The 24,116-nt window shown below is 72.4% G+C and carries 13 protein-coding genes; 9 read left to right on the top strand and 4 right to left on the bottom strand.

Annotated features, from left to right (window positions below; all coding sequences use genetic code 11):
* Positions 1–158: 158 nt before the first annotated feature.
* From ACIQ8B_RS01790 to ACIQ8B_RS01775, 4 genes are read left to right on the top strand one after another with little or no spacing between them, the layout of a single operon-like run.
* Positions 159–4,049 carry a PglY protein gene (locus ACIQ8B_RS01790; RefSeq protein WP_403544506.1) on the top strand — a complete coding sequence of 1,297 codons (3,891 nt, stop codon included), beginning with the start codon at positions 159–161 and terminating at the stop codon, positions 4,047–4,049.
* Complete coding sequence (pglZ, locus tag ACIQ8B_RS01785; protein ID WP_403544504.1) at positions 4,049–6,853, top strand: BREX-2 system phosphatase PglZ; 2,805 nt, start codon at positions 4,049–4,051, stop codon at positions 6,851–6,853. The genes ACIQ8B_RS01790 and pglZ overlap by 1 nt, the downstream gene beginning before the upstream one ends.
* Entirely contained in the window at positions 6,850–8,181 is a 1,332-nt protein-coding gene (gene brxD, locus ACIQ8B_RS01780; RefSeq protein ID WP_403544502.1) for a BREX system ATP-binding protein BrxD, read from the top strand. Before pglZ ends, brxD begins: the two co-directional genes overlap by 4 nt.
* Positions 8,178–10,307, top strand: a complete 2,130-nt coding sequence (locus ACIQ8B_RS01775; RefSeq protein WP_403544500.1) for a DEAD/DEAH box helicase — start codon at positions 8,178–8,180, stop codon at positions 10,305–10,307. The genes brxD and ACIQ8B_RS01775 overlap by 4 nt, the downstream gene beginning before the upstream one ends.
* 563 nt (positions 10,308–10,870) lie before the next feature.
* Here ACIQ8B_RS01775 and ACIQ8B_RS01770 read toward each other — a convergent pair.
* A complete protein-coding gene (locus ACIQ8B_RS01770) occupies positions 10,871–11,578 on the bottom strand; it encodes a DsbA family protein (protein ID WP_403544498.1) in 708 nt (235 codons plus the stop codon).
* 449 nt (positions 11,579–12,027) lie between these two features.
* On the opposite strand from ACIQ8B_RS01770, the gene ACIQ8B_RS01765 reads away from it, so the two are divergent.
* Positions 12,028–13,149, top strand: a complete 1,122-nt coding sequence (locus ACIQ8B_RS01765; protein WP_403544496.1) for an IS701 family transposase — start codon at positions 12,028–12,030, stop codon at positions 13,147–13,149.
* Here the strand turns inward: ACIQ8B_RS01765 and ACIQ8B_RS01760 are convergent.
* The 3 genes from ACIQ8B_RS01760 to ACIQ8B_RS01750 form a co-directional block, all read right to left on the bottom strand.
* Entirely contained in the window at positions 13,137–15,056 is a 1,920-nt protein-coding gene (locus ACIQ8B_RS01760) for a helix-turn-helix domain-containing protein (protein ID WP_403544494.1), read from the bottom strand. The two genes, ACIQ8B_RS01765 and ACIQ8B_RS01760, sit on opposite strands and share 13 nt — an antisense overlap.
* Before the next feature lie 361 nt (positions 15,057–15,417).
* Entirely contained in the window at positions 15,418–16,671 is a 1,254-nt protein-coding gene (locus ACIQ8B_RS01755; RefSeq protein WP_403544492.1) for an MFS transporter, read from the bottom strand.
* A 169-nt stretch (positions 16,672–16,840) separates the two neighbouring features.
* Positions 16,841–17,926 carry an alkene reductase gene (locus tag ACIQ8B_RS01750; protein WP_290004527.1) on the bottom strand — a complete coding sequence of 362 codons (1,086 nt, stop codon included), beginning with the start codon at positions 17,924–17,926 and terminating at the stop codon, positions 16,841–16,843.
* Between the two features lie 133 nt (positions 17,927–18,059).
* On the opposite strand from ACIQ8B_RS01750, the gene ACIQ8B_RS01745 reads away from it, so the two are divergent.
* The 4 genes from ACIQ8B_RS01745 (at position 18,060) to ACIQ8B_RS01730 (ending at position 24,083) form a co-directional block, all read left to right on the top strand.
* The gene (locus ACIQ8B_RS01745) at positions 18,060–20,690 is read left to right on the top strand and encodes an ATP-binding protein (RefSeq protein WP_403544490.1); all 2,631 of its coding nucleotides are present in this window, start codon (positions 18,060–18,062) and stop codon (positions 20,688–20,690) included.
* A 105-nt stretch (positions 20,691–20,795) separates the two neighbouring features.
* Positions 20,796–21,779, top strand: a complete 984-nt coding sequence (locus tag ACIQ8B_RS01740) for an NADPH:quinone reductase (protein ID WP_403544763.1) — start codon at positions 20,796–20,798, stop codon at positions 21,777–21,779.
* Between the two features lie 104 nt (positions 21,780–21,883).
* Positions 21,884–22,426, top strand: a complete 543-nt coding sequence (locus tag ACIQ8B_RS01735; RefSeq protein WP_106414462.1) for an SRPBCC family protein — start codon at positions 21,884–21,886, stop codon at positions 22,424–22,426.
* A gap of 88 nt (positions 22,427–22,514) precedes the next feature.
* The gene (locus ACIQ8B_RS01730; RefSeq protein WP_403544488.1) at positions 22,515–24,083 is read left to right on the top strand and encodes a class I adenylate-forming enzyme family protein; all 1,569 of its coding nucleotides are present in this window, start codon (positions 22,515–22,517) and stop codon (positions 24,081–24,083) included.
* Positions 24,084–24,116 lie beyond the last annotated feature (33 nt).

Here is a 24,116-nt window from a genome sequence, read left to right as displayed (position 1 = left end):
GAGCGACAGCACCCTCGCCGATCGTCGCGCAAGGTGACCGCAAGATCACGGGAGTTGCCCCTGGCCCGGGCGCAAGGCAGGCCAAGACTGGCAAGATGGGAGGTCGCGCGCGACGCCGTGTGATCCGGGTGCCCGTCGAGAGAGGGAACGAGAGCCGAATGCCCACCAGCGAGCTCTTCCTGCGGGATGTCATCGACATCAAGGAAGACGTCCATGCCGGCGACTTCAAGATCGAACTTTCCGGCGGGTTCACGGAGACCGACGCCCGGGTCGCCGAATACGTGGTCACCGACCAGCTCCAGGGGGCGTTCCGCAAGGCGCTCGGGCTCGTCGGGACGGCCGTCCGTTCGGGCAACTCGCACGCCGCCTACCTGCACGGTTCCTTCGGCGCCGGTAAGAGCCACTTCCTGACCGTGCTGCACGCCGTCCTGAACAACAACCCGGCCGCCCGCGCCAAGCCGCGCCTGCAGGAGGTCATCGCCGAGCACGACGACTGGCTGCGCGACCGGCGGTTCATGATGGTGCCGTACCACCTCGTCGGGGCGACGGACCTCGACTCCGCGCTGCTCGGCGGATACGTGCAGGCCGTGCGCACCCGGCACCCGGACAGGCCGACGCCCGCCGTCTACCGGGCCGACGCCGTGCTGGCGGACGCGCAGCGGCAGCGCGCGTTCCTCGCCGACGACGCCCAGTTCGTGCAGTGGCTGGGGGAGGGCGCCCTCGCCGTGGCCCCCGGCGGCGCCGTGACCGGCACGCACGAGGACGACGAGGACGACCTCGACATCCTCGACGCCGGGGACGTCCCGGACCGCGGCAGCTGGACCTCCGCCGACCTCGACCGCGCCTTCGCCGCCCCCGCCGGCGACCCCTACCGCGACGCGCTCGTGTCCGCCCTGCTGTCCGGGCCGATGGCCTCCTACGCGGAGGGCGCCCGCGGCGACAAGGACGCGTTCCTGCCGCTGGAGAACGGACTGTCCGTGATCTCCCGGCACGCCAAGTCGCTCGGCTACGACGGCATCGTGCTCTTCCTCGACGAGCTGATCCTGTGGCTGCAGGCGCACATGGGCGAGCAGGACTTCGTCCGCGACCAGGTGCAGCGGCTGGTGAAGCTGATCGAGTCCGGGGACAGCGACCGGCCGGTGCCGATCGTGTCGTTCATCTCCCGGCAGCGTGACCTGTCCCAGCTCATCGGCTCGGACGTGGCCGGCGCCGACGTGCAGAACCTCGAGCAGCAGATCACGTACCTCGCAGGGCGCCTGGACGTCGTCGACCTCGAGGACAGCAACCTCGTCGAGATCATCAAGCACCGCGTGCTCGCGCCCAAGCCGGGGATGGAGCAGGCCCGGGACGAGGCCTTCAGGATCGTCGAGTCGTCGAAGGACGAGGTGCGCCAGGTCCTGCTCGACGCGCACGGGCGCACCGACGCCGACTGGGACTCCTTCCGCACGCTGTACCCGCTCTCGCCCGCGCTGCTCAACGTGCTGGTCGACCTGGCGGGCGCGCTGCAGCGGGAGCGGACCGGTCTGAAGCTGGTGCAGGAGCTGCTGAAGCGGCGGCGCGACGACCTGAAGATGGGCGACCTGATCCCCATAGGCGACCTGTGGGACGTCATCTCCGAGGGCAGGGGCGAGGCGTTCACCGCCAAGCTCCGCAAGGAGTCGGAGATCGCGGAGCGGTTCCACTCCCGGGTCAGGGCCCATCTGCTGCAGAAGTACGGATCCGCCGACCACCCCCACTACCGGCGCGACGACCTGCTCATCAAGACGCTGCTGCTCGCCGCCCTCGCGCCCAACGTGCCCGCCCTGACGCGCCTGACGGGCGGACGGCTGGCGGCGCTCAACCACGGCACCATCAAGGCACGCATCGGGTCGGCCGGTTCGCACGCGGCGAAGGCCCTGAAGGAGCTCCAGGCCACCGAGTTCGGCGAGCTGCGCAGCGAGGGCGACGGCACCGGCGACCCCGTCTTCCACCTGCACCTGTCGGACGTGGACGTCGAGCCGCTGCTCGAAGAGGTGCAGGGAAGCGCCGACCAGCCCGGCCTCAGGCGCCAGTGGGTCAAGGACCGGCTGTGGGCCGCGCTCGGCATCAAGGACACCCAGGCGTTCGTGTGCGAACGCGAGATCGTGTGGCGGGGCACCAGGCGGACCGCCGAGTTCGTCTTCGGCAACGTGCGCGATCCCCACCTGCCGGACGAGCAGTTCCAGCCGCAGACCGACGGCAACATCCGCTTCGTCATGGACTACCCCTTCGACGAGCCGGGACGCTCGCCGATGGACGACGTGCAGCGCGTCGAGGCCCTGCGGCGGGCCGGCAGGGACGCCCCGACGATCGTGTGGCTGCCCCACTTCTTCTCCGAGCAGAAGCTGACCCAGCTCGGCCGGCTGCTGAAGATCAACTACTTGCTGGAGCGCGACCGGCTGGACGAGGCGACCGCCACCCGCTCCGCCGACGAGCGCGTCCAGATCCGCCACCAGCTCAAGGCGCAGAGCGACAACCTGACCTCGCAGCTCACCGCCGTGCTGCAGCAGCTGTACGGCATCGCCAAGCCGGAGGCGGCCAACCTGGGCGCGGACGTGCCCGAGCAGCAGCACCTGTGGTGCCTCAAGTCCGGGTACTCCCGCACCCGTCCGGAGGCGGGCGCCGGTTTCGAGCAGAACCTGCTCACCCTCGCGGACGAGCTGTTCGGCGTGCTGCACCCGAAGCACCCCGACTTCGACCCCGGGCTGACGCGCAAGGCCGTCACCCCGCGCGAGCTGAAGACCGCCCTGGAGTGGATCGGGCGCGCGATGGAGGACGGATCCCGCCGGGTCGTCGTCGACAAGCACCAGCTGCCCGTCGTCAAGAGGATCGTGCACGCCCTGGGCCTCGGAGAGGTCCACGACGGCCCCCTCAACCTCACCGGCGACTGGCGGCTGCGCATCAACCAGAAGGCCGCCGACGCCAAGGCCGGATCCGACCTGTCCGTCGAGGACATCCGGACCTGGATCGGCGAACTCGGCTACACCGGCCTCGACAAGAACGTCAGCAACCTGATCATCGCGACGTACGCCCTGCTGGACGACCGCACCTGGGTCTACCAGACCTCTCCGGTCCCGCAGCCCCCCGAGCTCGAACGGATCGGCCCCGGCTACGGCCTGCGGGCCGTGCGGCTGCCGAGCGAGGAGGAGTTCGCGACCGCACGCGAGCGGGCCGGGCGGATCTTCGGCGTGCCCGTGCCGCCGGTGCTCTTCGCACGGAACGTGGCCAAGCTCGCCAGCGGGGTCCTGAAGGAAGCGGGCGATTACCGCGAGGCCGTGGACGGCATGCGCAGCTCGCTGCGCAGGCACGCCGAAGCCCTCGGCCTGAGCGGACCGCACGGGGCCGACTCCCCGCGCATGAAGTCCACCGACGCGGCCGCCGACCTCCTGGCCCGCCTGGTGCGCCCGGCCGACTCCACCGCGCTCGTCCGGGAACTGGCCGCCGCCTCCTACGACGTGACCGACCAGGAGATCGGAACCGCGATCAAGCAGGCCCCCGAGGTGCTGCGCGCGCTCGACGACACCAACTGGAAGCTGCTGGCGAGCGTCGCCGCCTTCGCGCAGCGCGACGACGGCGTGGGCGAGCGGGCGGCACGGCTGGTGGAGCTGGTCCGCGACACCGCGCACGACCACGAACAGGTCCGCTCGCTCGTCCCCGTGCTCGACCGGCTGCAGGAACAGGCCCTGGCCCTCGTCAACGAGGTGGCGCGCCTGGCGCAGATCGCCCAGCCGGTGCCGGAACCGCAGCCGACCGCCGAGGACGTCAGCCTCACCCGGCACGGGCAGCCGGCGGTGCCCTCCCCCGGGCCCATCACGGTGCCGACGCCGGCCCGGGAGGACGACTCCGGCGCCCGCCCGGTGGGCCCCCGCGCCGCCCACGTGGTGGAGCCGACGCGGCTCGAAGCGAGCCTTTCCGCCGCACTCGCCGACGTCCAGGACGAGATCAAGGCCTACCTGGAGGCCCACCCCGGCACCCGGGTCCAGGTCTCCTGGCGGCCCGTGCCCGTCGACGCCGAGGAGTACGGGCGCTGATGGCCGCCACGCTGCCTCCCGTGGGCCGGCGCACGGTGGAAGCGCTGCTCTCCTCATACGCCAAGGGCCTGAAGGACCGACGGCTCGTCCTGGTGCACGGCCGGTACGCGACGGGCGCCCCGGTCGAGTTCACCACCACGCTGGGGGAGGAGACCCGGCGGGTACGGGTGAGCCACCAGTCCTCCGTCCTCGGCATCCTCGGCGAGTGGGCCCGGCACCAGGACAAGGCGGCCGACGGCGACGTCCTGGTGGTGACCACCGGCCTCGGCGACGACCAACTGGGCTGGGACCTGCGGGGACACGCGGTCAGGCGGCGCACCCTCACCGTGGACAACGCCGAGATCGTCATGCAGCGCTTCGGCGCGTCGAGTCTCGACCCGCGCATGCACGCACGCGAGGAGGCGTGGCTGCTGGAAGCCCTGTTCGAGGCCGAGCCCGGACAGGGGTGGGGACGTTGCGCCGGCGTCCTGACCCGGGACGCGGCGGTGCGTGCGCTCGTGGTGGCCCGACTGGGGCTCGGCGGGGACGGAGACGACGACGCCACACCCGCCCAGGACGTCGCCGTCGACGCGGACACCCTGCTCGCCTGGTCCCGCACGCCCGCCGGACCGATGCGCTTCGCCGAACTGAACGACACCGAACGCGCCGAGCTCAAGAAGTGGCTCGGCGAGACCGCGGGTCCCGCGGTGCCCGTCCTCCTGTCGCTGGTGGAAGCCGGCCGCGGACACGACGCGATGGCCCTGGGGCTCCTGGGCGCCGTCCTGCGCGACCCGGCGGCCGACCCGGACACGGTGCTCGCCGTCGGCGGACTGTTCGGGCAGGTCATGCCGCGCCGCAGCGAACTGCACGTCTTCACCGAAGCGGTCGAGGGAACCCTCGTCCGCTGGATCGGTGAGGCCCACGGCAACGCCCACGCACGCCGACGCGTCTTCGCGGTCCTCGACCGCGCCGACCAGCTGGCCGCGGACGCGGGCCTGACACGGAGCCTCACCACCAACCGTTTCCTGCCGTCGAGCTTCACCGCCCAGCTGCGCCGGGTGACCGCCGCCGCGGCACGGCAGGACCCTGCGGCGGCCCAGGCCGCACTCGACGAACTGAACGAGCACACGCTGGTCAGGCTTCACGCGGACCGCCACCTGGCGGCGTCCATGGCCGTGCGTGCGGCACGCTGGCTCGCCCTTCCGCGGCCCGAGGTCCGCTCGGTCGCGGCCGGCGTCCGCTCGCACCTGGCGGACTGGGGCTGGGCGGACCGGGCGACCGCCGTGCTCTGGGCCGGAGACCCCGGCGGCGACCCGGTCGCCGCCGGTGACTTCCGCGCCCTGTACGAAGCGGTGAAGGCCCGCAGGGAGCGGCTGGACGAGGAGTTCGCCGGGCGGCTGGCCGCATGGGCCGAACACGCCACGGCCCCGTTCCCCGGCGGGTGCCTGCTCGTCGAGAACGTGCTGGCCGAAGCGGTCCGGCCGGTCGCCGCCACGGGCGCGGCACCCCTCCTCCTCGTCCTGGACGGCATGAGCAGCGCCGTCGCCGTCCAGCTCGGCGAGGAGGCGGAGCGCGAGGGATGGACCGAGGCCGTGCCCACGCCCGCTGAGGGACAGCCGCCGAGGCGGCAGGCGGCCGTGTCGATGCTGCCCTCGGTCACCGAGGTCAGCCGCGCCTCACTGCTCACCGGTTCGGCCACCCGGGGTAGTCAGACCGCGGAGACCACCGGCTTCACGGCCTTCTGGAAGGCGCACCGCAGGGAGGCCGTCCTCTTCCACAAGGCGGGGATCGGAGGGGACGCCGGACGGTACCTCTCCGAGGAGGTCATGGCCGCACTCGCCACGGACGCGGTGGTCGGCGTCGTGCTGAACACCATCGACGACGCGCTGGACAAGGGCCAGCAGGGGCAGCGCACCCGCTGGAGCCTCGACGACATCACCTATCTGCGGGAACTCCTCGCCACCGCCAAGGGGTACGGGCGCCCGGTCGTGCTCGTCGCGGACCACGGCCACGTGCTGGAACGCGGCACCGGCGCGGCGTCCGCCGCCGCGGGAACCGGACCGGCCGCGGCCAGGTGGCGCACCGGTGCGGCGGGCGAAGGGGAAGTGCTGCTGACCGGTCCACGGGTGGCGGAAGGCGGAGGGACCATCGTCGCCCCCTGGCGGGAGGACATCCGCTACACCGGCCGCAGGGCCGGCTACCACGGCGGGGCGTCACTGGCGGAGGTGACGGTGCCGGTGCTCGTCCTCCTCCCCGACAAGGCGCTGATGCCCAAGGGATGGGAGGCCCTGCCCCGCGAGCGGGCCGTCCCGGCGTGGTGGCAGGCACAACCCCCAGAGCCCGTCGCTGCCCCGGCCGCGGATGTCACGCAGGAACAGCGGAAACCCGCCGGCAAGGCACGGACCGGCAGCCTCCGGCCGGCGCCGGAGGGCGAGGGACTCTTCGCCGAGACCGACGTCGCCCCACCCACCGAGGACGGGAAGGCCGCACCCGCGGCCCCCGCCTCGCTCGGCGCCCGCGTCGTGGCCAGTGAGGTGTACGAGGCCCAGAAGGAGTACGTCCGCAAGGCGCCCGAGGCGAAGGTGGTCGCCGCCGTCGTCGACGCGCTCGCCGACGCCGGCGAGACGATGTCACCGGCGGCGCTCGCCGCGGCCGTCTCCGCGACGGGCCGGGTCCGCCGCAACATCGACGGCTTCATCGCGACCCTGCAGCGGCTGCTGAACGTCGAGGGATACCCCGTGCTCGGATTCATCGACGCCGGGCACACCGTCCGCCTCGACGTGAAGCTGCTGCGGGACCAGTTCTTCCCCGAGGAGAGCAAGTGAGCTCCGCACCCGAGGTGAGCGCCGTCCGGCGCCGCGAGGTCGTCGACGCGCTGCGCCGTGGCACCGTGCCCCACTCCGGCCTGGACCTGTTCGCGGTGGGCCTCGACCGGTTCACCGGAGCCCTCGACGAGGACCTGTCCACGGTGGCGCGGGGCGGCGCCGCCTTTCACGCCGTCCGGGGCGAGTACGGGTCCGGCAAGACGTTCTTCGCGCGCTGGCTCGCCGAGCGGGCCAAACGCGCCGGGCTCGCCACCGCCGAGGTGCAGATCTCCGAGACGGAGACGCCGCTGCACCGGCTGGAGACGGTGTACCGCAGGCTCACCGAGCGGCTGTCCACGGCGACCCACCGTCCCAGTGCGCTGCGCGCGGTCGTCGACTCGTGGTTCTACACGCTGGAGGAGGAGGTGCTCGACGGCGGGGAGATCGACGAGGAGGACGAGGGGGCGCTCTCGGACGCCGTCGACGTGTTGATGGAGCGCCGGCTCACGGACGTCGCCCGCACCACCCCCGCGTTCGCCGCAGCCCTGCGCGGTTACCGGCGCGCGGTCACGGCCGGCGACGCCGTGACCGCGGAAGCCCTGGTCGCCTGGCTCGGGGGACAGAAATCCGTCGCCGCCTCGGCCCGGCGGGCCGCCGGCGTCCGCGGTGACCTGGACCACTTCGCCGCGCTCGGCTTCCTCCAGGGACTGCTCACCGTGCTCCGGGACTGCGGTCACCCCGGCCTGCTGGTCGTGCTCGACGAAATCGAGACGCTCCAGCGGGTACGTGGCGATGTGCGCGAGAAGGGGTTCAACGCGCTGCGGCAGCTGCTCGACGAGATCGACGCCGGACGCTTCCCCGGACTGTTCCTCGTCATCACCGGCACCCCGGCGTTCTTCGACGGGCAGCAGGGCGTACAGCGACTCCTCCCGCTCGCCCAGCGTCTGGCCACCGACTTCTCCACGGATCCGCGCTTCGATTCCCCGCGCGCGGTGCAGCTGCGGCTGCCCGGCTTCGACCTGCCGCGTCTCGGCGAGCTGGGCAGACACGTGCGCGACCTGTACGCGGGGGCGGCGCGGCATCCGCAGCGGGTCGAGCAGCGGGTGGACGACGCCTACCTCATGGAACTCGCGACGGCCGTCACCGGCGGGCTCGGCGGCAAGGTCGGCGTCGCACCCCGCGTCTTCCTGCGCAAGCTCGTCGCCGACGTGCTCGACCGGGTCGACGAGTTCGACGACTTCGACCCCCGCAAGCACTACGCGCTCACCCTCTCCGACGGCGAGCTGACCGAGGTGGAACGCAACGCGGCCGCCGCACGGGCCCAGGACGTCGACCTGGAGATGCCGTGAGCGGCATCGACGGCCTGGAACCGGCGCTCGTCCACCACATCGTCAACACCCTCGGGTGGTCCGGGCTGCGCCCGCTGCAGGAGGAAGCCATCGCACCGCTGATCGCGGGCGACGACGCGATCCTGCTGGCACCCACCGCGGGCGGCAAGACCGAGGCAGCCGCCTTCCCCCTGCTGTCCAAGATGGTGCAGAGCAGGTGGTCCGGGACGTCCGTCCTGTACGTGTGTCCGCTCAAGGCGCTGCTGAACAACCTGCTGCCCAGGCTGGAAACCTACACGTCCTGGCTGGGACGCACGGCGGCCCTGTGGCACGGGGACGTCACGGCGGGCGTCCGCAAACGCATCCTCGCCGCGCGCCCCGACGTCCTGCTCACCACCCCGGAGTCGCTGGAGGCGATGCTGGTGAGCGCCAACGTCGACCACACCTCCTTCTTCTCGGGGCTGCGCGCGGTGGTGGTCGACGAGGTCCACGCCTTCGCAGGGGACGACCGGGGCTGGCACCTCCTGGCCGTCCTGGAGCGGCTCCAGCGCGTCGTCGGGCGGCCCGTCCAGCGGGTCGGGCTGTCCGCCACGGTCGGCAACCCGGACGAACTGCTGCGGTGGCTGCAGGGGTCGGGGGCGGGGAGGCAGCCGTCGACGGTCGTGGCGCCCCATCTCGCCGCTCCGGAGGCCGGGAGGGGAAACACTTCCGCGTCGGCCGCGGACATCCAGCTCGACTACGTCGGCTCGGCGGACAACGCCGCCACTGTGATCGCCGCACTGCACCGCGGCGAGAAGAGGCTCGTCTTCTGCGAATCCCGCAGGCTCGTCGAGGAACTGGGCGAGAAGCTGCGTGCCAAGGGCGTGACCACCTTCCTGTCCCACGCCTCCCTCTCCGTCGACGAACGCCGACGTGCCGAAGAGGCCTTCGCGGAGGCGAGGGACTGCGTCATCGTCTCCACCAGCACGCTGGAACTCGGCATCGACGTCGGCGACCTGGACCGAGTGATCCAGATCGACGCGCCGACCACCGTCGCGTCCTTCCTGCAGCGACTCGGCCGTACCGGCCGCAGGCCCGGCACCTCGCGCAACTGCCTGTTCCTGGCACTGGACCAGGACGGACTGCTGGGAGCGGCAGCCCTCCTCCTCCAGTGGTCGCGCGGGTGGGTGGAGCCGGTCGTCGCCCCGCCGGAGCCACGGCACATCGTGGCTCAGCAACTGCTGGCGCTGTGTCTGCAGGAGTCCCGGGTCGGTGACAAGTTGTGGGAGGAGTGGTGGAACGGTCTGGGCCCATTCGACCGATCGGCCGAGCCAATCGTCCGACATCTGGTCGACAATGGGTATCTGGACCAGGACGGCGGGCTGCTGTTCATCGGCCCGGAAGCCGAACGGCGCTTCGGCCACCGGCACTTCATGAATCTGACGGCGGTCTTCACCTCGCCGCCGCAGTTCACCGTGCTGCAGGGCCGCAGAGAAATCGGCAGGACGGATCCGAGTCTGCTCACGGAGAAGATCGACGGTCCCCGGAGGCTGCTCCTCGCCGGGCGGAGCTGGCAGGTCACGTACATCGACTGGAAGCGCAAACGGTGCTTTGTCGAGCCCGTCGACAGCGGTGGAAGGGCGAAGTGGAGCGGGGCGGGATTCGACTTCGGTGTCTCCTTCGAGCTGGCACGGGCGGTGCGAGAGGTTCTTATCGGTGCGAACCCGCCGGTCGACCTCACACCACGTGCGGAGAAGTACCTGGTCCAGGCGCGGGAGCGCTTTCTCGAAGAGGTGCACCCCCGAGGCACCGTAATCACCAGAAGCTCGGGTGGGTACGTGAAGTGGTGGACGTGGGCCGGTCACCGGGTGAACGCCACGCTTGTGACCACTCTTGGTGAAGTCGCCGCGCCTGCTCAGCAAGTGAACGACTGTTGGGTCCGTCTGCGTGAGAATGCCAGCCCGGATGAATGGGAACAGGTGTGCGCCACTACCTCGGGCTATCTATGCCTGCCGGAGGTTGACGAGAGGGCGGTCAAAGGGCTGAAGTTTGCGGACGTCCTGCCCTCACGGCTCGCGAAGTCCACGCTGGCGAGGCGGCTCGCTGATCTGGAAGGCGCAGCGCGCGTCCTCTCTGAACCTGTGCGCTTTGTGGTGCGTCCACAATAAGTACGAACGCTCCCTTCATGCGGAGATCCGCCGGAACAGAACCCGGCATACAGCCCGGCTCGTCTGCCGCTCGACCCCGATGACGCTGCTCCAGCGAGCCGTGCCCGGGCCGGGACAGGTGACATCACCTGCGCGCCATTGCACCGAGGACCGGGTGCCTGTGGGCCGGGAACTGGCCGCGGAGGCGCCCGCAGGCGCTTCGAACCGGACGGCTCGTGGCAACGGTGTTCCCCAGCCGTGCTGACACCGGTACCTCGCTCGCACCGGCCGTCTCCGGGTGTCCGGGCGGTACGCGGGGGCGGCCGAGGCTCGTGGCCGGTCAGGAAGGGGAGCCGGGCGCCGTGGTTCCGGGGGACTCACGTCCGTCCGGACCCGGTGCGTCTATGCCCAGCGACACCAGCCGCAGGTCGGCTTCGGGCCTCGCCACGGAAACATGGTGTCCGGGCCGTCCGGGCGCGATCCATTCCGTCAACCCTTCGAGGTAGGCCCGCACCGTCACGCCTTCTGCCGCGGCCGCCGCCGCCAAGCGGTCGTACGTGGCGGTCGAGACGCGAAGATCCCTCTCAGGCATCGGTCGGCTGCCTCCCCTCGGCCAGCAGGTCGAGCAGTTCCTCCGCCCACGACGGGTCGTAGCGGTCGAGGCGGGGCAGGCCCCCCTTGTCGGGATCGCCCGTCCATTGGACGTGGGCGCCGGGGTTGTGGACCGCGTACCCGCCGGGCGCGAACAGGTGGGGGCTGCCCTGGATGCCGGGCCCCTGGGCGACGCGGAACTGCTCGTAGATCTCCGCGCGGCCGGCGCCGCGCTCAAGAGCGCGGGCCAGGGCCTGTTCGTCGACGTGCTCACACCTCGCGGCGACGTCGAGGATCTCGGAGGGAATGCTGACGCACCGGCTCTCGGCGTAGAACGCGTGCCGCAGTCCGGCGTCCAGTTCGTCGCTGCCGCGCAGGCCACCGACGGACGGGTCCTTCGCGGCCTGGACGGCTTCCATCGCGGGCAGCATCGTCGAGGGGTAGTCGTACTCCCGCCCGGCCCACGGACGCCAGCCGAGGTCGGGACGGTGCGCGGAGATCACCACGATCTCGGGCTCCACGATGAACTTGGGCGTGGGCTGGTGATTGAACAACTCCAGCGGGAAGGCCCGGTGGTCGATCAGGAGGTCCTGCTCCCGTGCTCGGGCCGCGGTGCGCAGCGTGTGCAGGGCGAGGGTGGCCCAGGGGCACCCCAGATCCGACCAGACGGTGACGGGCCGTGGCTCAGGGGCAGCACTCATGGTGTCCTCCTTGGTAGCGGGACCACACCGGGGTCCTCGCGGTGTGTGCCGCGTCGTGGAATCCCATGGTGACGCGCGTGCGGTGCCCGGCGCCCGATGCCGGCGCTACTTCGTCAAGTCGCCCGTCACCGGGCTCCGCGGAGACGCCCGCCGGCCAGGACGGTGGTCCGGGCACCTTCCGAACCGTGCGCTCCGGACAGGGATCCGCGGGGGAGAAGGAGGCGGTGGTGGCCCGGCCACCGCCGTCCGTCACAAGTCCTGTGCCCGGTGTACCTGGGACGGGAACCCCGCCTGCCGCACATTGGACGGGCAGCCCTTCGGATCGTCTTCGTCTACCCCCGATGGAGAGTCCGTTCATGAGTGTGGTCGCGCTGAGCCCTGACCAAGCACAGAGTCCGACCAGGCACGAACCGTCATACGCACCTCCGTGCAACGTGTCGCTGCCGGAGATGTGCTCACTGCTGTTCGCCTCCCTGCCCCGCAGCGACCAACGTCGTAAGGGCATGGACTACATACGCGGTTTGCTGGAGGTGAGGGGACGCAAGTCGATACGCAATATCGCCGCGCTCGTCGGAGGACAGGCGACGGAGCAGAGTCTGCACCACTTCATCAGCGACTCGAGCTGGGAATGGGGCCCGGTGCGCCGGGCACTGGCCTGGTACACGGTGAGTGTGGCCCCGCCCCAGGCGTGGGTGGTGCGGCCCATGGTCATCCCCAAGGCCGGGCGGCACTCCGTCGGAGTGGAGCGGCGCTTCTTCCCGGAGCACGGGCAGATGCTCAACGCCCAGCAGGCCGCGGGCGTATGGGCGGTCGGTGAGGAGGCGAGCGTGCCGGTCAACTGGCGGCTGCAGCTCTCCCCGGCCTGGCTGGCCGAGGACCGCCGGCGCCGCGCGTCCATACCGGACGACGCGTCGGCGGAGACCCTCGGTGAGTGCTCGCTCCGGGCCTATCTGGAGACGGCGGCCTGGCGACTGCCGTCCCGCCCCCTGGTGATGGACGCCCGCGGCGGTGACATCACCCCGACGGTGTCGCACCTCCTCGACCGGGGCACGCAGATGATGCTCAGGGTGAACGACTCCCTGCGGCTGTCGGTGAGGGACCCCGCGCTGAAGGGCTTCGACACCACCCCCAGGCCGGTGCACCAGATCATGAGCGCGAGCCGGGGCCTGCAGCGGCCGGTGGTGTGGCCGGGCGACGGCGCGGGGACGGTCAGGTGCTCCGGGCTCGTCACTGCCGTACGGGTGGCGCTGCCCGCCCCTGCGGGCCGGCGGGCCGGCCGCGGATACGGTGACCTGCTTCTGCTGGGACTGGGGAACAACGACCGGCGCCGGCCCCGGGAGGTGTGGCTGACCGACCTGACGTCGGTTCCGCCCGCGTTCCTGATGCGGTTACGGGGGATGATCTCCCGGGTCGACCAGGACCTCGCCCACGGAGCCGACCAGGTGGGGATCCGCGACTTCGCCGGACGCTCCTACCGCGGCTGGCACCGCCACGTCACCCTCGCGTCCGCCGCGCACGTCCTGGCGGCCCTGGGCGACACCGACGACGCCGAACTGGGTTATGCGTCCTGACCCCGGGCCGACTCGTCGTGTTCCCGCAGCACGCGCCGTATCCGGGACATGCGGAGCGCAAGCTGGATCTCCAGGGCGCGTTCGGGCTTCTGCCAGTCCGAGCCGATCAGCTCACCGATGCGCTCCAGCCGGCGGGCCACGGTGTTGGGGTGCACGTGGAGTTGCTCGGCCGCGTACGTGGGACTGCCGCCGGTGTCGAAGTAGGCGTCCAGGGTGCGGATCAGTTCCGTCAGCCGCTGCGCGTCGTAGTCGAGCACGGCTCCTATGGTGCTCTGGATGAACCTGTCGGCGTCCACGTGGTCCGACAGCAGCAGCCCCAGGAACCCCAGCTGGTGAGTCGAGGCGGAGGTTCCCGTGGCGCCCAGGGCGGTCATCGCGTCGAGGCAGCGTGCCGCTTCCCGGTACCCGTGGAGGACCGCACCGGGGTCCGACACGGGTCCGGAACCGCTGACCGTCGGCGGACCGCCGGGCAGGGACGACAGCTCGTCGTGCACCGTCCGGGCGGCGGCGCCCGGGTCGGTGCCCGGCAGCAGCAGCACGATGTCGCTTTCGTGCGTCGTCTGGAGCCCGTTCAGACGGCGTGCGCAGGTCGATGCCCGGCTCACCGCGTGTGCCTGCACGCCCCCTTCGACGCGGGCGATCACGACGACGTGCGGCTGATCGAGTCCGATGCCCAGCCGGCGGGCGCGCCGCTCCAGCAGATCCCGGGGGCGAGGCACACTGATCAGCAGGTCTTCGAGCAGTTCGTCCCGGAACTGCCCGTCCACAGGGCCCCGGCCCTCCTGCAGGGACAGCAGCACCGCGACGACGCGCGCCGCGTACCGCAGCAGTTCCGCGGTGTCGGCGGTCAGGGCCGGACCGGCCTGGACGTACAGGACGCCCAGGTGGTGACCGCCGGCGAGGACCGGCACGGACCAGATGCCGTCCTGGAGGAGGACGGGGGCGGGATCCAGCAGGACACCGGTGGCCTTCCTGGCGCGGGCGAACGCCTCGCCGTGCTCGGACAGGTCACCGGCCGCGGCGATCGTCGTACCGTGCGGGCCGCACAACAGCACCGGAGCCCTCAGTCTGACGTGGCACTCCTCCACCAGCAGCTGCGGGGCACAGCCGTCGAGCGCCAGGGCGAGCAACGCCCCCTGGGCCTCGGTGAGCCCGCGCGCGTCGGCCAGGTCCGCCTCGGCGCGCGACAGCCGGTCCCGCAGGGCCGACATCTCCGCGAGTGTCTCGTCCAGGTACACGGCCCGTGACAGCGCCACACCGCCGATCTCGGCGAGCATGTTCGCCAGCGCTATCTCGTCCACGGAGAAGTGGCGCACGCTGCGGTCCGCCACGTGCAGCGATCCGGCGAAGGCGGTGCCGCGGCTCAACGGCACGGCGAGTACGGCGTGCAGTCCCTCGGCGCCGATCCACTCATCGAGCTCGGCGGCGTGCCGGAAACTCTCGTCCGTCAGATAGTCGGAGGTCCACAGCGGCGCGCGGTGTGCCAGTACTGCGGCCGCGAGCCCGGCTCCCTCCGGTAACCGCAGCCGCGTGTTGAGCATCGTGACGTGACCGTCGAGCGAGTGCAGCCGGAACGCCCCGTCGTCGGTGGCGGGCAGGGTGACCCACGAGACGTCGGCACCGAGCAGCAGCCGCGCCCGGCGGGTGATGATCTTGAGGGTGTCCTCGACCGTGTGCGGGCTCGCCAGATCGGAGGCGGTGTCGACGAGCGCGGCGAGGGCGGCGCTCCACTGCTGACGACGCTCGAGCCGGGCCTGGATGCCCAGAGCCAGTCGTTTGATCCGTTCCACCGTGCGCAGGTCGGCGCCGGTCACGCCCTGTCTTCGCGCCTCCTCGACCACGGCTTCGAACCGGTTCGCCGACCCCTCACCGGCCAGGAGGTCCAGCAGGGCCAGCACAGCCGCCACCGCTTCGTCCTTCGTCCCCGACACGAGGTCCTCCGGTGTCTCGATTCCCAATCGCTGGCAGTGACGGTGCACGAGGCCGAGTCGCACGGGCCGCAGCTCCACCGGTGCAACGGGGGGAACACCCGCGTGCATTGCGCGAACCGCGCCCGCGAACCGAGAGCCACAGCCTCTCCCCCCACGTGGTGGCCTGAGGACTTGCGGACCGCCACGATGGCGGCCGAGCAGGCTCACGGCTCGCTGTTACCCACGAACCCCCCATGGAAGTATGCCAGTTGACGTATGCAGTGAGATTCCGGGAAACGGGTGTGTGCCGTCACACCTGCGTGGTGTGACGGCACGCCCGGATCGAGACCGCCGGCGGTCAGAGCGACAGGAGCGAGACGATGGCGGGGCCGAAGGCGGCACCGAGGAGATAGGCGAGGTTGAACAGGCCGATGGCCGGGGGACGCTGGGCGTCGGGGACAGCCGAGGTGGCGTGCACTGCGAACGCTCCCTGGCCCGAGGCCGCCGCGATCGACGTCAGGGCCTGGGCGGCCAGCAGGACCGCGGCGGAGGTGCCGACGGCCGCCAGCACCGCTCCCGCGAGGGCGAGACCCACCAGCGCGGTGATCACGACCCGGCGTCCCGCCCGTGCCGCCGAGACCGCCACCACGAACCAGGACAGGGCGCCGCCCAGCAGCAGCGGCCACACCATGGCGACGCCGATCTCGCTGGTGGACCACGACGTGTGGTCCTCCAGCCGCTTCGGAATCGCGTACATCATGCCGAAGTTGACCACCGCCAGGCACAGCGCGAGTCCCGCCGAGACCAGGAAGCCCGGGTTGCGGACGAGGACGGCGGGGACGAAACCCCGCGGCCGTGCGCGCATCTGGGCCGCCAGCAGCCCCGCGGCGAGGACGGAGCAGACCCCGGCGGCCAGGGGCTGGTGCGGCACGAACACCAGCGCGGTGACCAGCGCGGTCAGCAGCACCGCGCCCAGCGGGTCGAACGGCTCCCGGGTGACCGGGGCGCCGTGCGCGCACCGGGCCACGGCGAACGGCACGGCCACGGCGCTCAGCACGGGCAGCGCGAGGGCGGCCTGCCAGGACAGCAGGTCGTTGACGAGGGAACCGGCCAGCGGGGCCGTCGAACCCACCACGGCGAGCGAGGCGGTGACCAGTCCCATGGCGCGGGGCGAGCCGGCCAGGCTCATGGCCGTCGCCGTGAGGCCGGCCGTGCCGAGGCCCATCAGGGCGGTTCCCAGGGCGAGCACCGGCAGCACGGGGACGCCGGCCACCAGGCCCGCCCCCAGCAGGACGAGCAGACCGCAGGCGGTGAGGGCGGCGCGAGCCCCCCGGCGGTCCAGCAGCCCGGCCAGCAGCGGCGTTCCGACGGCTATGCCCCAGCCGAACGCGGTCACCGTCCAGGTGGCGGCGCCGGTCGAGACGCCGAGGTCCCGCGCGGCGTCGTCCAGGACCAGGGCGGGGCCCGCGATACCGAAGGACAGCGGGCCGGCCATGAGGGCCAGCCAGAGGGCCGCGGGTCCGCGGAACGGGCCGCGGGTGTCGGTTGCGTGAGGTTTCCTGCCCGGCGCGGCGGGACCCTGGGCGCCGGACTCGGCGAGTGAGTTGCTCATCGGTGCTCCCTGAGCGGTCGGTCGTCGCTGGACCACCCTGGCCCGGTCCGGCGTGCAGCCCTTCGGGGGAGAAGGCGCCGGCCGGGCCAGGGAGCCGGGGATCGGGGCAGGAGGGGAGCGGGGTGGGGCGGGCGCCGACCGGGAGCCCCGCTGCCGCCTGCCCGGGGGATCAGCTGTCCAGCGTCGGGTAGTCGGTGTAGCCCCGGTGGTCGCCTCCGTAGAAGGTCTCCGGGTCGGGCGTGTTGTAGGGACCGCCGGCCTTGATCCGCGCGGGCAGGTCGGGGTTGGCGAGCCACAGCGAGCCGATGCTCACCGCGTCGCACAGGCCCTCCGCCAGGACCGCCTCGGCGGCCTCGGGCGTCACCGCGGCCTCCTCGCCCGTGGCGTGCGGGTTGAGGATCAGGACGCCCGGCCACTCGCGCCGGATCAGCTTCGTGATGTCGCGGCCGCCGAACTCCATCAGGTGGACGTAGGCCAGGCTGAGCGGCGCCAGGGCGCGGATCAGGGCCTCGTACAGCGTGGCGGAGTCGCTCTCCTCGATGCCGTTGGTCGTGTTGGCGGGGGAGAGGCGGATGCCGACCCGCTCGGGGCCGATCGCGTCGCTGACCGCCTGGGCGACCTCGACGGCGAAGCGGATGCGGTTGTCGACGCTGCCGCCGTAGGCGTCGGTGCGCAGGTTGGTGTTGTCGGCGAGGAACTGGTGGATCAGGTAGCCGTTGGCTCCGTGCAGCTCCACACCGTCGAACCCGGCGTCCATCGCGTACTTGGCGGCGGAGACGTGGTCCTCCACCGCCCGGGCGATGTCCTCCAGGTCCATGGCCTTGGGCGTGGGGTGGTCCAGCATGCCCTCCGGCGTGTACATCCGGCCGCCCGAGGCCACCGCGGAGGGGGCCAGCGGCAGCGCGCCGTCGGGGTAGAGGCTCGGGTGCCCGATACGGCCGGAGTGCATGATCTGCACGAAGATCCGGCCCTGCCGCTCGTGCACCGCGTCGGTCACCCGGCGCCATGCCTCCACCTGCTCGGGCGTGTGCACGCCCGGTGTGTCGATGTATCCCTGCCCGATCACGCAGGGCTGCGTGCCCTCGGTGATGATGAGGCCCGCTCCGGCGCGCTGTCCGTAGTAGTCGGCCGCCAGCGGGGTCTGTACGCCGCCCCTGGCCCGGCTGCGCGTCATCGGCGCCATGACGAGCCGGTTGGGCAGCGTCAGCTTGCCCAGGGGCAGCGGTTCGAAGAAGTGGCTCACGATCTCCTCCATCGGGGAACCGGCTTGTTCACACCGTAGGAAGGGGGGAGGTCAGGCCGAATCAGTAAGATTTCTGAAACCGGGTACGTACGTCGGCACGGCTTGCCTACCGGTGGGCCGCATCACGGGGAGTGGGGGCACCTACGTGCTGTACGGCAGGTCCACCGAGATCGCGGCGCTCGAAGAACTGACCGCCCGGGCCCGCGAGGGACGCAGCGGCGCCCTGGTCCTGCGCGGTGAGGCGGGCATCGGGAAGACGGCCCTGCTCGACCGGGCGGCGCAGACGGCGTCGGCGTCGGGCATGCGGGTCCTGCGGGTCACCGGGGTCGAGCCGGAGGCGGACCTGGCCTTCGGCGGGCTGGTGCAGCTGCTGTGGCCGGTGCAGGACCGGCTGGACGGGTTGCCCGAACCCCAGGCGGACGCCCTGCGGGCGGTCCTCGGGGCGGGCCGCACCCGCACGCGGGACAGGTTCCTGACCGGGCTGGCCGTGCTCACGCTCCTGGCGGACCTGGCCGAGCAGGGGCCGCTGCTGTGCCTGGTGGACGACGCCCAGTGGCTGGATCAGGCCACCTCCGACGCGCTCCTCTTCGCCGCCCGCCGGCTCGCCGCCGAGCAGGTGGCCATGGTGTTCGCCACCCGGGACGAGGGGTTCGCCGCCCCCGGGCTCGCCGAACTGCGCCCCTCCCGGCTGGACACCGGCGACGCGGTGAGTCTCCTCGCCGACCTGGGGCTGCCCCCCGCTTTCCGGGACCAGGTCATCGCCGAGTCCGCCGGGAACCCACTGGCGCTCATCGAGTTCGGCGCCGCCCGCCGCGACGACCCCGGCAGCTTCACGCCCGTGACCGTCGCCGACCGGGTGTTGTCGTCGTACCGCACCCAGATCGCCGCGCTCCCCGAGAAGACGCGGCTGGCGCTGCTGTTCGCCGCGGCCGAGGGGCGGGGCGACCTGCCGCTGCAGATGAAGGCGGCCCGCACGCTCGGCGTGGGTCTGGAGGCCCTGGAGGACGCGGAGCGGGCGGGGCTGATCCAGGTGACCGAGAGCACCGTCGTGTTCCGCCACCCGCTGATCGGGACCGCCGCCTACCAGGGAGCCGTACTGGCCCGGCGGATCGCCGTCCACCAGGCGCTGGCCGACGCCGCGGAGGACCCCGACTGCCGGGCCCGCCACCTGCCGCTGGCCACGACCTCACCCGACGACGAGGTTGCCTCCGAACTGGTCGCCGCCGCCGAGCGGGCCGCCGACCGCAGCGCCTACGCCGCCGCCTCGCTCCTGCACCAGCAGGCCGCCCGGCTCACCCCCGACCGCCGCGCCCAGATCCGCCGGCTCACCGACGCCGCGACCTGCGCACTCAACGCCGGGCACGCCGGCCAGGCCCGGGACCTGGCCGAGCAGGCCGAGCGGTCGACCCCGGAACCGGAGGACCTGGCCCGGCTCGCCCCCGTACGGGCCGCCGTGATGTTCGAGTCGGGGGACCAGCGCGAGGCCGCCCGCCTGCTGCTGCGGACGCACGCGGCCGACCCCGGCCTCGGCCCCGCCATGCTCCGCACCGGCGCCACGTACGGCTGGTTCGCCGGCGACGCGGACTCCGTGCGGGAGGCCGCCGAGCGGCTGGCGTCCCTCGGGGAGGCCGACCCGATGGTGGAGGGCATGGCCCACCTCGTCGACGACGACTACGCCCGCGGACTGCCCCTGCTGGAGCGCGCCGTCGCCGCCGGCCAGGACGGCTCGGACGCGGCGCGCACGCGCGCCCTGCACAGCGCGATCCTGCTCGGCGACGACGCCACGGCCATGGAACTGGCCGCGGCCGAGGTGGCCCGCTGCCGCGCTCAGGGCCTCATCGGGGCCCTGCCCCAGGCCCTGCACCTGCTGGCGGAACGCCAGGTGCTGGCCGGGGCCCACCGGGACGCCGAGGCGTCGGTGGCCGAGGCCGTGGAGATCGCCCGCGACACCGGACTGCGTGAGCGCGTCGCCTGGCTCAACGGCGTTCCCGCCCGGATCGCGGCGATCGAGGGCGACGAGCAGCGCTGCCGCGACCTCATGCGGGACGTCCCCGACGCCGGCCGGGTGGCCGGCGAGAGCGCCCTGAGCCTGCTGGAACTGGCGCGCGGCGACTACGAGGCGGCCCTCGGCCGCCTGGAGACCGCCGTCGGCCCGGGGCCGCAGCGCCACATGGCGATGGCCATGGCCACCGTCGCCGATCAGGTGGAGGCCGCGGTGCGGCTCGGGCGGTCCGAGCGGGCCGAGCGGCCGATGCGCGCCTTCGAGGCCTGGGCGCGGGCCGGCCGGCAGCCGTGGGCGCTGGCGGTGGCCCACCGGTGCCGGGCGCTGGTCGACGGGCGCGAGGAGGACTACCGGGAGGCGGTCCGGCTGCACGGACAGGGCCGGCGGCCCTTCGAGCGGGCCCGCACCGCGCTGCTGTACGGGGAGTGGCTGCGCAGGGCCCGGCGCCGCAGCGAGGCCCGTGACACGCTCCGGTCCGCCCTGGAGGACTTCGAACGGCTGCGCGCCGTGCCCTGGGCGGAGCGCGCGCGTGCGGAGCTGCGGGCGGCGGGTGACGCGACGACGGGCGCCAGGGCCACCGCGGAGAACGTCCTCGACCGGCTGACCCCGCAGGAGCTGCAGGTGGTCCGGCTGGCGGCCGGCGGCAACAGCAGCCGGGAGATCGCCGCGCAGCTGTTCCTCAGCCGCAGGACCGTCGAGCACCATCTGTACAAGGCCTATCCCAAGCTGGGCGTCGGCTCCCGGCGGGAACTGGCCCGTCTCAACCTGGTCTGACCGGGGCGGATCTGACAGAGATGGTTCCGATCTGACAGATCCGCGACGGCGTCCGGGCCGCTCGAGGACGGGGCCGGGGCCTCTTTGCCAGAATCCCTGACCATGATGCGTGCTGCCTACATTGAACAGCTCGGATCTCCGGACGTCATCCGTTACGGTGATCAGCCCACGCCGGAACCGGGGCCGACCGACGTCCTGGTGGACGTCACGGCCGTCTCGGTCAACCACGTCGACACCTTCGTGCGCTCGGGCGCCTGGCGCACCCCGCTCACGTTCCCCTTCGTCATAGGCCGGGACCTCACCGGCACCGTCGCCGCGGTCGGCACCGGAGTCCACCGGTTCCGGCCCGGCGACCGGGTGTGGTGCAACAGCCTCGGCCACGACGGCCGTCAGGGGGCCGCCGCCGAGCGGGTGGTGGTGCCCGTCGACCGGCTGTACCGCCTGCCGGAGGGCGCCGATCCGTACGAGACCGTCGCGCTGGCCCACCCGGCCGCGACCGCCTACCTCGGCCTGTTCACCCACGGGCGGCTCCGCTCCGGCGAGACCGCCGTCGTGGTCGGCGCGGGCGGGAACGTCGGGAGCGCCCTGGTGGTGATGGCCGCCGCGGCGGGCGCCCGGGTCGTGGCCGTCGCCTCCGCGCGGGACGCCGGGTACTGCCGCGGACTCGGCGCCGACCACGTCATCGACTACCAGGACCCCGACGTGCCCGGGCGCATCCGCGCCGCCGCCCCGGCGGGCGCCGACCTCTACCTCGACGCCTCCGGCACCAACGACCTGGAGACCGCGGTGGACCTGCTCGCCGGGCGGGGGCGGATCGTGCTGCTCGCCGGACTGCGCTCCCGGCCCGTGCTGCCGGTGGGGCCGCTGTACCTGAGGGACCGTTCGATCCACGGCTTCGCCATCTCGCACGCCACCGCCGGGGAGCTCGCCGAGGCCGCCAGTGCCGTCAACCGGCTGGTCGCCGACGGCCGTCTCCGGCCCCGGGCGATCGAGCGGCTGCACCTGAGCGACGCCGCCGAGGCCCACCGCCGGCTGGAGGAGGGCAAGGTGCACGGAAAACTCGTGCTGAGCGTCGCCGACAGGGCCTGATCCGGGCGGGGCGCACGGCGCCGGTGAAATGCGGGAATTCAGACCTGACAAACGAGAAAGCCGCTCTTTGACCGGCGCCGGGCAGCCTCGACAGAATTCTGCACATGACTCAGTCAATCATCGACACCTCGCCGCTCTTCGAGCTCAAGGCCGACATTCACATTTCCGCGACCCCGCTCGAGGTCTACTCCGTCGTCAGCGATCTGCCGCGCAGTGCCGAATGGAGCCCCGAATGCCGGGGCGGCACGTGGGTCTCCGGCGAACCGTCCACCGTCGGCGCCGTCTTCCGCGGCGAGAACCTCCGCAGCGAGGACGTCGTCGCCTGGGCGCCCCTGGTGCGCGGCGTCTGGCACACCGAGTGCCGCATCACCGCCGCCGAGCCCGGCCGCACCTTCCGGTGGATGATGCTCACCCACGCCCGCGAGGACCAGGAGAGCATCTGGGGCTTCGACATGGCGCCCGCCGAGGACGGCTGCGTGCTCACCCACCACTTCCGCATGGGCCGGGCCACCGCCGGCATCCACAAGATCGTCGCCGGCCTCGACGAGGACGACCGCAAGCGCTTCGTGGCCGACTGGACCGCCAAGCTCGAGCAGGACCTCGACGCCACGCTGAAGCGCATCAAGGACGTCATCGAAAAGCGGTGACAATTCCCGCTGATCCGTACGGGAGCCTGAATTCAAACGGCCCGCCGCACGGCTGAGGAACAGTCACGGCGGATGAGAGGGTGGGCAGATGTTTCTCCAGCGCATCGGAAACAAGGGAATTCGGCTGGGCACGCTCTTCGAGCGGGCCGCGGCCCGACACCCGGTGAATCCCGTTATTCTCGACCATGATCTCGACGTCGCTCCGGAGCGCGGACGCCGCATGACGCTCACGGAGGTCGCCGACCTCGTCGACGACCTGGCCTCCCGGCTGTGGGCGGCCGGCGTCCGGCCCGGGGAGCGCGTGGTCGTCCACAAGACCAACGGGTTCGACATCACGCTCCTGGCCTGCTCCACGGCCAGGATCGGCGCCGTCCCGGTCCTGCTGTCCCCGAAGCTCGACGGCACCACCGTGTGCGAGCTGGTGCGCCGCGTGGACCGGCCCTACCTGGTGACCGACCAGGACAAGCTGGACCACCACCTGCCCGCCGAGATCTTCGGTCTGGCCCGGCAGGTGCTCCTGGCCTCCGGACACCACGACGAGGCCGTCACGCTCGCCTCGCTGGCCGGCTCGGCCCGGGTCGCGCCGGTGACCATGCCCCCGGACCACCCGACGCTGGTCACCCACACCTCCGGCACCACCGGAACGCCCAAGCTGGCGGTGCACACCGGGCGCACCTTCCAGGCCCGTTACCGCCCGCAGGGCGCCGTGGCCTCCCTGGTGGGCCGCAGCGAACCGGTGGCCATCCACGTGTCGTTCGTGCACTCGCGGATGTTCACCGCCATGCCTATCACGATCCTCCAGGGACACCCCCTGATCATCCTCCGGGACGACGACCCGGAGGCCGTGGCCGAGGTGTTCCGCCAGGCCCCGCCGGGCCTGATAGAGGCGCACCCCAACACGTTCCTGCGCTGGGAGGTGCTGGTCGACGACCCGCGCCGGCCGCTGGCGAACGTGAAGTACTTCAGCAGCACCTTCGACGCCATCCACCCGCGCACCGTGCACCTGATGCTCAAGGCGTCACGGCGCGAGTCGCCGCAGTTCGTGCAGATGTACGGGCAGAGCGAGGTCGGCCCGATCGCCGGGCGCACCTACTCCAGGAAGCGCGGCGCGGACGCCGACGGCCGCTGCGTGGGCTCCCCGTTCCCCGGCATGACGGGCGTCCGGGTGGTCAGCCGGGACGGCAGGCGGCCCACCAAGTCCAACCCCGGCTACATCGAGGTGCGTTCCGACGGACGGATCGTCACCTACCTCGGCGAGCACGAGCGCTGGGAGAAGCAGGCCGACGGCGAGTGGTGGCGCATGGGCGACCTCGGCTACCGCACCAAGTGGGGCTGCCTGCACCTGCTCGACCGGGAGGTCGACGAGATCGAGGGCGTCGACAGCACCCTGGAGATCGAGGACACCCTCTTCGCCCGGATACCGGAGCTCGTCGAGGTCATCATCGTCCCGGACGAGGACGGCAGGCCCCTGCCCGTGGTGTGCACGCGCGACGACGAGCCGCTCGACCTGGCGGCCTGGAAGTCCGCGGTGGCCGGTCTGCCCGCGATGGCGGAGCCCGTGCAGTGGAAGCTCGACGACCTGCCGCAGACCGCCACCACCAAGATCAAGCGGCTGGAGCTGGCCCGGCTGCTGAAGGCGGAGCGGACGAACGCGTAGGTCCCGGATCCCGCACCGCCGCCTCTTCGGGGC

Source organism: Streptomyces sp. NPDC096105, from assembly GCF_044763335.1.
Lineage (GTDB): Bacteria > Actinomycetota > Actinomycetes > Streptomycetales > Streptomycetaceae > Streptomyces.
This window is presented reverse-complemented; position numbering and strand designations above follow the sequence as displayed.

What these genes read in the sequence shown, in the direction of transcription:
- pglZ (WP_403544504.1), top strand. Translation starts at nt 4,049, where the DNA reads ATGGCCGCCACGCTGCCTCCCGTGGGCCGGCGCACGGTGGAAGCGCTG.
- ACIQ8B_RS01755 (WP_403544492.1), bottom strand. Translation starts at nt 16,671, where the DNA reads ATGAGCAACTCACTCGCCGAGTCCGGCGCCCAGGGTCCCGCCGCGCCG.
- ACIQ8B_RS01750 (WP_290004527.1), bottom strand. Translation starts at nt 17,926, where the DNA reads ATGGAGGAGATCGTGAGCCACTTCTTCGAACCGCTGCCCCTGGGCAAG.
- ACIQ8B_RS01730 (WP_403544488.1), top strand. Translation starts at nt 22,515, where the DNA reads ATGTTTCTCCAGCGCATCGGAAACAAGGGAATTCGGCTGGGCACGCTC.
- ACIQ8B_RS01770 (WP_403544498.1), bottom strand. Translation starts at nt 11,578, where the DNA reads ATGAGTGCTGCCCCTGAGCCACGGCCCGTCACCGTCTGGTCGGATCTG.
- ACIQ8B_RS01735 (WP_106414462.1), top strand. Translation starts at nt 21,884, where the DNA reads ATGACTCAGTCAATCATCGACACCTCGCCGCTCTTCGAGCTCAAGGCC.
- ACIQ8B_RS01790 (WP_403544506.1), top strand. Translation starts at nt 159, where the DNA reads ATGCCCACCAGCGAGCTCTTCCTGCGGGATGTCATCGACATCAAGGAA.
- ACIQ8B_RS01740 (WP_403544763.1), top strand. Translation starts at nt 20,796, where the DNA reads ATGCGTGCTGCCTACATTGAACAGCTCGGATCTCCGGACGTCATCCGT.
- ACIQ8B_RS01765 (WP_403544496.1), top strand. Translation starts at nt 12,028, where the DNA reads ATGTGCTCACTGCTGTTCGCCTCCCTGCCCCGCAGCGACCAACGTCGT.